Origin of the sequence: Desulfosarcina cetonica JCM 12296 (assembly GCF_001311845.1) — a bacterium.
In the GTDB taxonomy this organism is placed as follows: Bacteria; Desulfobacterota; Desulfobacteria; order Desulfobacterales; family Desulfosarcinaceae; genus Desulfosarcina; species Desulfosarcina cetonica.
The window spans coordinates 17579-29343 of record NZ_BBCC01000070.1 but is presented as its reverse complement, the minus strand read 5'-3'; the positions used below and the strand labels follow the sequence as shown (position 1 = coordinate 29343).

Sequence of the window (11765 nt, the reverse complement as noted above, 5' to 3'; positions counted from 1 at the left end):
CCACGTGCTCCTTGGTTGAGATGTCGGGATTTCATCGGTTTCCTCTTGACTGGCACCCGACTGATAAGACACATGCGTGCTTAGCTATTAGCGATTCCGGTTGCGGAATCGCACAGGAGGACTTCGATCGTCTTTTCGATCCTTTTTTTACTCACAAGTTTGTCGGCCGCGGTCTCGGGTTAGCGATGGTGTTAGGTATTATGCGAGTGCACCGAGGTGGTGTGGCGGTGGAAAGTACGCCCGGAAAAGGCAGTCGATTCTGCCTCTTAATCCCTGTTCGATAAAACCACCTTATTCTGATATGCTCAGCGATTACCAGGTGTTCGTGGCTTAACATTAAAAAAAATGAATCTTTCAGACATACCAAAACTGGTACCGGATGCTATTGATGTTGGGGTTTAAGGAGCAATGGAACGTAAACCCGGTTTAAGTCAATTTACCGTAGAAGCGACACCGTAGAGGTATCAACGGGGCTTCTGAATCCTACTATATCACCCTTGCGCTTTAAATCTCATTCAGCAGCGCTTTGTTGACCGCTTCATCGATAATGCCTGGACAGTCCTGAAAACCCCTCGCCAGATTTCCAAACACGTTTGATTGATTTTAAAGTCAATTATTTAGTCGGCGATAACTTTTTTGCATAGTCGGCTGCATTGATACCGGCGACACACCCTTCTCCCACGGCTTTGGCAACCTGCAGGGTGGGCCACAAATATCACCAGCTGCAAATATACCGGGGACATTGGTACACTGGGATTTGTCGGTTTGAATGAACCGCATCGTATCATCCAATGCCACGCCCAAAGATGTAGCCAACCCCATCAATCCTTTTGCCCCCAGTTCAATGAATACACCGGAAGCGGAAAGCGTTGTGCCGTCATCGAGAACAATCGCATTGACATCTTTCTGACCGGAAATTTCTTTAACCTTGGCCCCCCGGTGCACCACTACCTGGCTGCTATCGAGCTTTGCCAGCAATGTCTCGGAGATCTTCAGATCGTCACAAATCAAATGCACTTTTCCAGCGATCTCGGCCAGGGTCAGGGCTCCATCAGCAGCAGCACTTTCACTGCCCACCACAGCCACTTCCTCGCCTCTGAAAAAATTGCCATCACAGTCAACGCAATAACTGACGCCTTTACCGACAAGTTCTTTTTCGCCCTTGACCCGTAACGTGTTCCGGGCAGTACCTGTGGCCAGAATCAGGGACTTGGATGTGAATAGGCCACCGCTTTCCGTTTCGAACATGAAGAGGCTATTGTCCATGGAAATCTTTAAGATATCATCGTCCATAAATTGGCTGCCGAAGTTTTTCGCTTGCCGCCGGCCGGTTTCCAGCATCGTTTTGCCAGTGGCATTGAACAAACTTACCAGATTCTCCACGTGCGCCCGAAACAGGCTGCTTTTGTGCTCCTTTCCCAGCACCAGCACCGACACCTTTTTGCGGGATGCATGGATAGCCGCTTGAAGACCTGCCGGTCCGGCACCCACTACCACCACATCGTAGGACTCATTTTTATTCATATTATTCTCCTTTGAACCGAAGGGCTCCAGAATTCAATGCGGTTGCCCTCCGGGTCGAAAAGGTAAAACACATCGGCTCCCATAACGTTGGAGCGAATCTTTGTTGGCACTAGTCCATCCATGATAAACGCGTTATGCGCCGTTTGAAGATTGTCGATCTGGAATGACAAGGTGATACCTTTGCCGTCTGCACTCGCTATCGTTGCCCGGGATTGATCCGCTACACTCAAGAATGCTGTAGGGGTTAATCGAAATTCAACAAACCAATCGCATTGAAAAGCAATCTCAAGCCCCAGGCGATCACGGTAAAAGGTCACCGCCTCCTTCCAGCGCTTGGCGTAAAGAATCGTGTTGGCCCTTTTTACAACGGATAGCAATGTCATCAGCTATTCCCCTCGGATCATGACCAATAGCATCTTGAATTTTTCCGTGGCCTGAAGCGCGTGAGAAATATTTGCAGGCATGATCAGCATCTCGCCGGCATTCACGGTTTGCAGCTGGCCGCCAATGGTTATCTCCGCTTTTCCGTCTAAGATGTGGACCACGGCGTCAAAGGGCGCCGTGTGTTCACTGAGCCCCTGCCCCTGATCGAAGGCAAACAGTGTGATGTTGCCGATATCTTTTTTGATCAGGGTCTTGCTCACCACAGCGCCGGCGGCGTATTCAATGTGGCTTTCCAGGTCAAACGCGATGCCTTTGGGTGCATTGGCTTGTTCGTTCATATGGTCCTCCTTGCTTTTACCCGATCGGGTTGACGCGATGGCAACATAACGACCACACCGCTGAATCCCGAACCGGGTTTGATTCGCTATGTTTAAAAAGCTAATCACTGCAAATAGATATTTCCAAGCTCGGACAACATTTGGTGAAAACGCTCATGTTTTTCAACTCCAATTTTCTCCGCCTCGATTTGATCGAATCCAAGCTTCATTTCAACTAAATCGTCCGCGGACAAATGATTTCTTGCCAGGCGAAAGAGCACATTGTTCTCTTTGTCGATATGGAAATCCAACAATTCAGTGTAATCATCCGCATAACGTTTGAATTCCTCGGCGCTACGGCTATCCCCGTTTCGATATCGGGACAGTGCATTTTGCATTTTGGCCACCAAATCACGTCCCTGTTGATGCTCCTTGAGCATGACGCCGACGGGGCCTCCTTCGCGGCTGATGCCAACTCGTTCCAAGGCGGGAAAAAGCAACGACTCCTCCTTCCCATGGTGGCACCGGTCAACAAAGGTGCTAAAAAAATCGAACAGCTGCTCCATATGGTCGGTATTGGATATCTTGCCGGTTTCTTCAATGCGCCGACCTATCGCTCTCAGGATGGCAAGGGCCTGTCTGACCGCTTCATGTTCAAGGATGAGTTCGTCTATGGCTTCCATTGGATGTCTCCTTTTGAATCATATGTAATGGTTTCTTATTAAACCGGTTGTTCTTTTGCGATGGAATCAAGCGATGCTTCGCGGTTAATTTCTTTTTTTTGATACGACCAACCCGTGATCAGTCCGATGACAAAATAAGCCAAGGCACCGACGCCGACCAGAAACACCGTGTCGCCGATCATTCTCAGCCAGCGCAGGGTTTCCATGATCGGTTGTTGCAGGAATTCGGCGCTGCGGGCATACCACAGCCCGTGTTCGATGCTGGCCCAGGTTTGCATCAGGCCGATGGGCAATAGGCTCAGGCCGATCATCAGCACCAGGCCGCCATTCATGCACCAGAAGGCCAAGCGCAGCGGCCCTTCACGCCATACACCGTATGGGTAGAGCCTCCTCAGGACCAGGAGAGTCAATCCGAGAGCCAACAGGCCGTAGACACCGAACAGGGCCGCATGGGCGTGGACCGGCGTGGTGTTCAGGCCCTGCATGTAATACAGGGCGATGGGTGGGTTGATCAGAAAGCCGAACACCCCGGCGCCGACCAAGTTCCAGAAGGCAACACCCATGAAAAACCGGATGGGCCAACGGTACTTCTCCATCCAGTCTACCATGCGGGACGTCGAATAGGTCTCCCAGGCCTCGAAGCCGATCAATGCCAGCGGCACCACCTCCAAGGCGCTGAAAGTCGCACCAACGGCCATGATGGAGATGGGCGTGCCGCTGAAATAGAGGTGATGAAAGGTGCCGGGGATACCGCCGAAGAGATAGATCGCCGACGAGAAAAGCACGGCGCGCGTGGCGCTCAAAGAGCGGACCAAACCTAGGCGCGTGAAGATGAAAGCAAGAGCGGCTGTGGCGAATACTTCGAAAAAGCCTTCTACCCACAGGTGTACCACCCACCAACGCCAATACTCCATGATGGTCAAATGAGTCTTGGCGCCGTAAAAGAACCCCGCCCCGTAAAACAGCCCGATGGCTGCGGACGAACCGGCGAACAGCAGCACCAGTTGGCGACGATGCCAGGTGCTTTCAAGGCCGGCCACAAACCACGCAGCATCAGTGTCAGCCATAGCACCAAGCCGATGAAAAGCAGGATTTGCCAAAATCGGCCCAGATCCACATACTCGTAACCCTGAAGACCGAACCAGAAACCGCTATCGAGACTGAATACCTGCTGGATGGAAAGCCACTCGCCGGCCAGCGATCCGGCCACCACCAGGAGCAACGCGCCGAAAAGGACGTTTACTCCGAGCCGTTGGAATTTAGGTTCCCGTCCCCCCACAGCCGGTGCCAGAAATAGCCCAGTAGCCAAAAATGCCGTGGCGATCCAGAATACGGCCAGCTGGATGTGCCAGGTGCGCGACACCGCATAGGGAATGATTTTAGCCAGGGGAATGCCGAAGAAGCTGTTTCCCTCCACCGTGTAGTGAGCCGTCAATCCTCCCAGGAGGACCTGCACAACGAACAGGGCAATCACTGTGAAGGCATATTTTGTCGCGGCCCGCATGGACGGGGTGATCTCGATCCGGTCCAAGGGGTCTGTTTCGGCCGGGGAAGGCGGCGCTTCTTGCCTGTCCCAAAACAACTTGTACCAGACCAATGCGCCAACACCGACCAAGAGCAACGCGATGCTTACCATGGACCACACCAGACTGGCGGGGGTGGCCTGGTTGCCCACCAGCGGCTCGTGGGGCCAGTTGTTGGTATAGGTGACAGTCGTGCCGTTGCGTTGGGTTGTTGCTGCCCAGGCGGTCCAGAAGAAAAAGTCGCTTATGGCTGTTCGACGACTTTTTTCAGGAAGGGCGGGCGATTGCAACGCATAGGCATCTCGTAGTTTCGACAATGACGGATCGTCCCCGAACAGCGCCTGATAGTGCGCCGCAGTTTGGGCAATTGCCGCGACGCGCGCCGGAGACAGGGTCAGGATGCCGGTTTGCGGATCAAAGGTGTTGCGGCGCATTTCTGACCGCACCCGTTGGCCGATCTCCGCCTGCCGGCCGTCGGATAGCGCTGCAAAGCTGTTGCCATAGGTTTGTTCGCTCAACAGATCGCGCAACGCCACGGCTTCGCGGTGCAACCAGTCTGCCGACCAGTCCGGCGCCTGATAGGCACCGTGGCCCCAGATCGACCCCACCTGTTGGCCGCCCATGCTCTGCCATGCCTGCTGGCCTTTGAGGATATCAGCCTTGGTCATCAATACCTCACCGGTCGGGGTCGCCACTTTCAAAGGGATGGGCGGCACCTGCCGATACAATTCATGACCGAACCATCCCAGAATCATCAAGGTGGTGAGGATTACCGTGCCCAGTAGAATCCACAATCGTTTGGTATCGTTCATGGCGCTTCCTTTCGCAAAGAATTGAATGGGTTGATTTCAACCTTTTGACCAAGGAAAGAGCAACCGCCATGCCAAGTACAATATGCATTATTTTTAATAAGTTATTTGCAATGTTGTTTGATTTACAACGTTTAGTGGGTTGTAATTCAATAAACAATGTTGTATTAATCACAACATGAACGTACTCGAACCATTGGTTTCCATTGCCCTGGACCTGACGGCGGCAATGACCGCCAAGGATCGCCATGACAGGCTCCTGTCCGCCGTCGGCAAGGTGCTGCCCTACGATGCAGCTGCCTTGCTGCGGGTCGATGGCGATCTGTTGGTGCCGCTGGCCGCACGGGGGCTGCTGCCGGATGCCCTGGGTCGACAATATGCGCGCAGCAATCATCCGCGGTTGGCTATTATTTGCGATGCCCACGAACCGGTGCGTTTCGCGGCTGACAACCCGTTGCCCGATCCGTTCGACGGCCTCTTGGCCGGCAACGTGGACGCCTTGAGCCATATTCACGCCTGTCTGGGCTGCCCCCTGCGTGTCGATAGCACGCTGATCGGGGTCCTCACGGCGGATGCGCTGGATCCCCATGCGTTCGACCACATCGATCCGCACTTCCTGGAGGCCGTGGCCGCCCTGGCCGGTGCCGGGATGCAAACGGCCCACCTGATCGATGCCCTGGAAAAAAGCGCCGAACGCAAAGGACAGATCGCCAGCGACCTGATGCATGACATCCATCTGCGTCAGGGCACCCAGATATTGGGAGACAGTTCGGTCATGGTGCACCTGCGGCGGGAGATCGACCTGGTTGCCCGTTCCGACTTCACCGTTCTGGTGTTGGGTGAAACCGGTGTCGGCAAGGAACTCGTGGCCCGTGCCATTCACGCCGCCTCCGACCGCCGGGACGATCCCCTGCTTTACCTGAATTGCGCCGCCCTGCCCGAAACCCTGGCCGAGAGCGAATTGTTCGGCCATACCAAAGGTGCCTTCACAGGGGCCAACCGGGATCGGGCCGGGAAATTTGAACTGGCTGACAAGGGCACCCTTTTTCTCGATGAAATCGGCGAACTGCCCCTGTCCATTCAACCGAAGCTGCTCAGGGCCATTCAGGAAGGTGAAATCCAGCGCGTGGGATCGGACAGGATCCTACATGTAGATGTGCGTCTACTGGCCGCTACCAACCGGGATCTCGAACAGGAGGTAGAGGCCAAACGATTTCGTGCCGATCTATATCACCGGTTGAACGTATACCCAATCAAGGTGCCGTCCCTTGAAAAACGCAAAGCAGACATTCCACTTTTAACCGGCCATTTCTGCGAGCGTATTCAGCGTCGGTTAGGCCTGGGCGCTGTCAGGATCAGCCCCGCGGCTTACGAGACCATGGCCCGCTATGATTGGCCGGGGAACGTCAGGGAACTGGAAAATGTGATTTCAAGGGCGGTGCTGAAGGCCTCCGCCGAATTGCAGCGAGGCGAACCGGTCATCATCAATCCCGTCCATCTGGGCGGTGATATGATGCCGGCGGGGCCTTCAGTGGGTGATGAGGCAGTCTACCGAAACGGCGGAAAGAGCGCGAACCTTTCGCTCAATATCGAGGTTGAGAATTTTAAACGGAAGCTCGTCCAACGAGCGATCGAACAGAACCGTGGAAACGTGGCTGCTGCTGCCCGGGATTTGGGTCTCAATCGGAGCAACCTTTATAACCTGGCAAAACGGCTGGGTGTGCTCCATGGGGGTGACGAACGATAGCTATTCTCAGGAACTGTGGGCGAGGATTGCGCCCCTTACATAAAAAAGAAAATGCCGGCCGTCATCCCCAAAACGGAGATGAAGGCCGGCAAAATTTTATTTGTTATTGTTTGCCGAAGATTTTTTCAGGCTTTGTCGTATCCCCAGTGGCGTTGGGATAGTTGGGATAGATATAAGCCTTTTCTCCGGTTTTGATCAGGTGTTCGGCCTCTTCCATGATGACATTATAGCGCGCTTTGCATTCGTAGAATCCATGCCACCAGGCATAGTCCGGAGCCATCATCATCGTGCCCATGCGAGCTCGCCGGCCTTCGTGGTGCCATAGTTCGTAAAACTGCAATTCAAGATGCTCATCAAAATACTTGGTCTTATCCAGCAGGCCTTTGTCGTATAGTTCGTCTATCTTGGCCTTGGCCGGTTTGAAATAGACATCGTTATATTCCTGCACGGCCTTGTCAAAGCCCTCGTAGAAGTCGTTGATCCATCCATCGCTGTGGCAGGCGCGGCAGACGTTTTTCATTTTATCCCGCTCTACCTGCCAGTCGTTCCCGGCGGGGAAAGGTTTGAAATCGGCCGGCCGGATGGTCAACGGCGCTGGGTTTCCCAGGAGATGCGCTCGGTGACATCATGCGTGCCCATGACCTTGCCGGTGCCGCTCATGTGGCAGGCGGCGCAGGTGGGAGCCCGGTAGTCGGTTCCGGCCGTCCAGGTACCGGGGGCGGCGTCAAAATTGAACTTGTTTCCAAAGGCATGGTAGATGGTGCCATGCTTGGACTCATTGTAGATTTCGATCTGGGGATGATCCGGCCCAAGGTGGCAGGAGTCGCAGGCTTCCGGTTTCCTTGCCTCGGACACGGCAAAGCGGTGGCGGGTGTGGCAGGAAGTGCACGATCCCTTGCTGCCGTCCAAATTGAGCCGCCCCACACCCACATTGGGCCAGGTGGTACGATCCAGGTTGCCAGTGTCATCAATAGCCACTACCGTACCATGGCAGTGATAGCAGCCGACCTTGCGCTCGTTGTCCGAATTCATCCCCTTGTTCAGCCAGGGGTCTATTTTCCATATGACCTCAAGCGTATTGGCATGTTTGCTCTTGCTGTACTGGGTTACTTCGTCCGGATGACAGCGGGAGCAATCCTTGGGGGTGACGACGGTGGCGATGGGCACCTTGTATTTCTCTTCACCGTAGGGCAGGTCCGTGCGGGCGTAATTCTTTTCATGTGCCGTGGCCACGTCCTGATCACCGGGCTGGGCCAGGTGGCAATCCAGGCAGGTGATGTTGGCACTGGCATGCCGGCTTTGCGCCCAATCGTCGAAAATGCCCGGATTGATAGCCTTATGGCACTCGATGCAGGCCACGGCTTCCGGGGGCACACTGCGTTCGATGCGGTACTCCTTCGCCTTGGCGAAGTTGGATTGCGCCAAGGCGGGTGACAGGCTGCCGGCCATGGCCAGCAGCGCAACCACCAGCCCCGAACAGACAAACAACTTTCGTCGCCTCATGGTTGTCGCTCCTTTCATCAAAAAAATGTTAAACGGCTATTCGTGCGATGAGGTTAAAGATTTCTCAGTCCCTTGGCCTGGTAGGGCAGCTGCCGGTACTGTTTATACATGATGGTCGCCTGGTCGTTGTGCACCAAGTCATAGTGGCAATCCACGCACTTTTTCTCATATCCCGGGCGGGGATAGAGCACGCTACGGTGGGCCAGCATGGCACCACGCTTGTCCGGCATGGCCAAAATATTGCGATGGCATTTCTGGCACTGATCGTTGGTGAAGGATGCATAAGCCGCTTGCCGATTTTCACGGCGATCGTATTCCTTGATGGTGAAATGCTTGATCACATCCTTGGCGCCATGCATGGTTTTGGCGAAGAAAAAATCGAAGGTCTTATGCGGTGCGGGCAGGTGGCAATCCATGCAGTCGGCCACGAATCCCTGGGCATTGTTCACGTGGGTGGAGGCGCGCCAACCCATCACCGCCGGCTGGATCTCGTGGCAGGAGGCGCAGAACTCCGGCGTGGATGTTCTCACCATGGTGTAGTAGGTCATGCTGAAGAGGGGAAAAGCGATTATAATGCCAATACCGACAAGGATGGCTGCAATCACGTATTTTCTCATGGTGCCCCCATCATTCACTTTTTTTCAGATTGTCAAGGTGAACACTGAATAGCATGTAGAAAAAGCGTCCACGCATTCTTGCTATGTTGAGCCAAGTCGAACTCACCATCGCTCAGGCTCCAGATGATTGCCGCTGGCTGAATCATCCCCAAGAAAGAAACGGCGATATTCTCGGCAGGGATGTCCTTACGAATGGAACCCTTTTTCTGACCATCGACAACAACCGAGGAAACGTTTCTGATCACATCACGGATGATTCCATAGAGTTGCTGCTGCTTCTCAGGCATCCCACCGATGACCTCTTCTGAGAAAATCATCCTTGGAATTGCATTGTTACTGCAAATCAGTGCAACGTGCTCGGTTAGAAGTAGGTTCAGCTTTTCGAGTGGTTCAAGATCCCGTTGAATCACACACTCGTAATTATGATTTAGGCGTTTTTGGATCAGCGCCAATACAGCATCAACAATCTCACTTTTATTTTTGAAATGCCGGTATACGGCTGATGGAACCAAACCAACCCGTTTTGCCACTTCAGCGACATTGAGCCCCCTGGTGCCATCTGAGCGGACGATGTCCAATGCCGCTTCAGCGATCTGGTCGTGGCGAACAGCTGTTCCGAAACGTTTTTTTGTCATCACGGGTAATAGGTGAATATAGATTCACATAATAAATATTGTCGCGCTTGTCAAATAGATTGATTTTATTTGTAAATATTTGACAACGCCCATGTTTTTCTTAACAAGGTGTTTGCCTGGCCAAAGGCGCAAGATGCAGCAGTCCCGCCTTTCAACGCGTCAGGTTCGTCCGTGGGCACCATTTCAAAATCGAGATCACACCCTTCAATCCAACCGCCGACATTAAATAAGGAACGTCGCTTGGCTTTGATATAAGTCAATCACGCGGGGTTTTCGTTGTATTAACTGATTTATTCCAATCAAAGCAAACCTTTTAAAATTGAAGGGCGTTCCACCATTTGATAAAAATGTTTGTTTTAACTGAGGAGAGGCAAACATGAGAGCACACTATTTTCAGCATGTTCCATTTGAAGGCCTGGGTAGCATCGCTCCTTGGCTCGAAAATGCCGGGCATTCCATTACGCGGACTCAATTTTTCAAATCGTGGGTGCTCCCCGATCCAGCCACAATAGATTTTTTGATCGTGATGGGCGGCCCCATGAGTGTCAATGATGAGAATACATATCCCTGGCTCGCTGAAGAAAAACGGTTCATTCACGAAATCATGATGTCCGGCAAACCGGTTTTGGGGATTTGTTTGGGTGCTCAACTCATTGCCAGCGCCATGGGATCCAAGGTTTATCCAAATCCCTCTAAAGAGATCGGGTGGTTTCCAATACACGGAACGGCTACCGCTGGCAAAAAGACATTAAAGTTTCCCGAAACGATAACCGTTTTCCATTGGCACGGAGAAACATATGATCTGCCAACCGGCGCCAATAGAATCGCATCAAGTGCGGTCTGCGAAAATCAGGCCTTTCAGGTTGGGAGAAACGTTATCGGATTGCAATTCCATCTTGAAACGACACCGGCATCTGCCCATGAGATTGTTAGAAACTGCCAAGATGAATTGCAGCCTGCAGAATACATACAGTCGGCAACGACGATTCTTTCTGCCTCTTCGGAGCAGTACCAGGCCATCAACAGACAAATGAAGGATGTGCTCTCCTTTTTAACAGCGGCTAAAGCTGAATAGAAAAAACGAGAAAAGCATTTGGCCGGTCACCTATTTTTTTTAGAGAGGTGGCTTTTTTGCGGAGGGGTTATTTATCTGCTTTGTCAGATTGTTGCCGAGATTGCACAATAATGGGAAAATTTAGCTTTGCTCAAGAACTTATTTGGCGTAAATTTTGAGTTAAATCATTGATGTCGATTTGCGTCTAATTGCTTTTGAGCATGTCCTGAATAGTCTCGGCCGATCCGGCGCTATTGGCACAACCTGTTGGATAAAATGGGAAAAATATTATCAATGGTGGATTGCCTGACGAAATCAGATGTATTCAAAGGTTTGGCGGAGGATCAGTATGATCGAATACTTGATAGGGGAATGAACAAACATCTACCTCCCCACCAGTTTCTTTTTTGTCAGAGTGACCCTGCATCCCAATGCTACATGGTGACCAAAGGTCAGCTCAAACTGACAAAACTCAACGAAAATGGAAAGATCGTGACCATTCGTTATGTGGGAAGCGGAGAATTGACCGCCGCGGTTGCGGTCATAAAAAATGGCGTCTATCCGGTAACCGCAGAATCCGTTCAAGAGACAGAAGTTGTCGGTTGGAGCCAACCAACGATGATGGAATTGATGCGTCAATTCCCGGAGATTGCTATCAACCTGCTGGGTGTTATTTTATCCAGAATTGAAGATATCCAGCAGCGCTATCTCGAAGTTTGTACCGAACAGGTCGATCAACGAATCGCCCGTTCATTGCTCAGGCTAATGCGCTGGAAAGGGAATAAAAATAAAAAGGGTGTCTTGATCGACATCCCGTTAAGCCGTCAAAGCCTCGCAGATTATTCCGGGACCACGCTTTACACCGTTAGTCGAACCCTGAGCGCCTGGGAAAAAAAGGGGTGGATCGAAACCGGGCGGGAAAGAATTATCGTAACTGATCCTCACGCCTTAGTTGCCTTTGCCGAATAA

The 11765-nt window shown here is 52.4% G+C and carries 13 protein-coding genes and 1 pseudogene; 4 read left to right on the top strand and 10 right to left on the bottom strand.

The features are described 5' to 3' along the window. Positions 1-20 precede the first annotated feature (20 nt). Complete coding sequence (locus JCM12296_RS50570) at positions 21-284, top strand: ATP-binding protein (RefSeq protein ID WP_083456215.1); 264 nt, start codon at positions 21-23, stop codon at positions 282-284. Between the two features lie 325 nt (positions 285-609). Here JCM12296_RS50570 and JCM12296_RS16575 read toward each other — a convergent pair whose 3' ends face one another. The 5 genes and pseudogenes from JCM12296_RS16575 to JCM12296_RS51450 all read right to left on the bottom strand — a co-directional run bounded on the left by JCM12296_RS16575 (position 610) and on the right by JCM12296_RS51450 (position 5186). Further along, complete coding sequence (locus JCM12296_RS16575; RefSeq protein ID WP_246804427.1) at positions 610-1524, bottom strand: NAD(P)/FAD-dependent oxidoreductase; 915 nt, start codon at positions 1522-1524, stop codon at positions 610-612. Continuing rightward, positions 1521-1907, bottom strand: coding sequence for a VOC family protein (locus JCM12296_RS16570; RefSeq protein WP_054695373.1), 387 nt, complete (start codon positions 1905-1907; stop codon positions 1521-1523). Before JCM12296_RS16570 ends, JCM12296_RS16575 begins: the two co-directional genes overlap by 4 nt. A gap of 3 nt (positions 1908-1910) precedes the next feature. Further along, positions 1911-2246 (bottom strand): cupin domain-containing protein, encoded by a 336-nt coding sequence (locus tag JCM12296_RS16565; protein WP_054695364.1) that lies wholly within the window; start codon positions 2244-2246, stop codon positions 1911-1913. 104 nt (positions 2247-2350) lie between these two features. Continuing rightward, positions 2351-2908 carry a hemerythrin domain-containing protein gene (locus JCM12296_RS16560; protein ID WP_054695359.1) on the bottom strand — a complete coding sequence of 186 codons (558 nt, stop codon included), beginning with the start codon at positions 2906-2908 and terminating at the stop codon, positions 2351-2353. A gap of 38 nt (positions 2909-2946) precedes the next feature. Then, positions 2947-5186 (bottom strand): annotated as a pseudogene (locus tag JCM12296_RS51450) (nitric-oxide reductase large subunit). Positions 5187-5418: 232 nt separating this feature from the next. Here JCM12296_RS51450 and norR point away from each other — a divergent pair. Continuing rightward, the gene (norR, locus tag JCM12296_RS16550; RefSeq protein ID WP_054695356.1) at positions 5419-6987 is read left to right on the top strand and encodes a nitric oxide reductase transcriptional regulator NorR; all 1569 of its coding nucleotides are present in this window, start codon (positions 5419-5421) and stop codon (positions 6985-6987) included. A 103-nt stretch (positions 6988-7090) separates the two neighbouring features. Here the strand turns inward: norR and JCM12296_RS49165 are convergent, their stop codons facing one another. The 5 genes from JCM12296_RS49165 to JCM12296_RS42035 all read right to left on the bottom strand — a co-directional run bounded on the left by JCM12296_RS49165 (position 7091) and on the right by JCM12296_RS42035 (position 10002). Beyond that, positions 7091-7576, bottom strand: coding sequence for a hypothetical protein (locus JCM12296_RS49165; RefSeq protein WP_306304055.1), 486 nt, complete (start codon positions 7574-7576; stop codon positions 7091-7093). Further along, positions 7573-8490: a multiheme c-type cytochrome gene (locus JCM12296_RS16545; protein ID WP_306304054.1), complete on the bottom strand. Its 918-nt coding sequence runs from the start codon at positions 8488-8490 to the stop codon at positions 7573-7575. The genes JCM12296_RS49165 and JCM12296_RS16545 overlap by 4 nt, the downstream gene beginning before the upstream one ends. Positions 8491-8543: 53 nt before the next feature. Next, positions 8544-9107: a NapC/NirT family cytochrome c gene (locus JCM12296_RS16540; protein WP_054695353.1), complete on the bottom strand. Its 564-nt coding sequence runs from the start codon at positions 9105-9107 to the stop codon at positions 8544-8546. Between the two features lie 32 nt (positions 9108-9139). After that, on the bottom strand, positions 9140-9742 hold the full coding sequence (locus JCM12296_RS16535) for a TetR/AcrR family transcriptional regulator (protein WP_083456214.1): 603 nt from the start codon (positions 9740-9742) through the stop codon (positions 9140-9142). 65 nt (positions 9743-9807) lie between these two features. Further along, positions 9808-10002, bottom strand: coding sequence for a hypothetical protein (locus JCM12296_RS42035; protein ID WP_218188131.1), 195 nt, complete (start codon positions 10000-10002; stop codon positions 9808-9810). A gap of 116 nt (positions 10003-10118) precedes the next feature. On the opposite strand from JCM12296_RS42035, the gene JCM12296_RS16530 reads away from it, so the two are divergent. Further along, complete coding sequence (locus tag JCM12296_RS16530; protein WP_054695351.1) at positions 10119-10817, top strand: type 1 glutamine amidotransferase; 699 nt, start codon at positions 10119-10121, stop codon at positions 10815-10817. Positions 10818-11072: 255 nt separating this feature from the next. Next, complete coding sequence (locus JCM12296_RS16525) at positions 11073-11765, top strand: Crp/Fnr family transcriptional regulator (RefSeq protein ID WP_054695348.1); 693 nt, start codon at positions 11073-11075, stop codon at positions 11763-11765.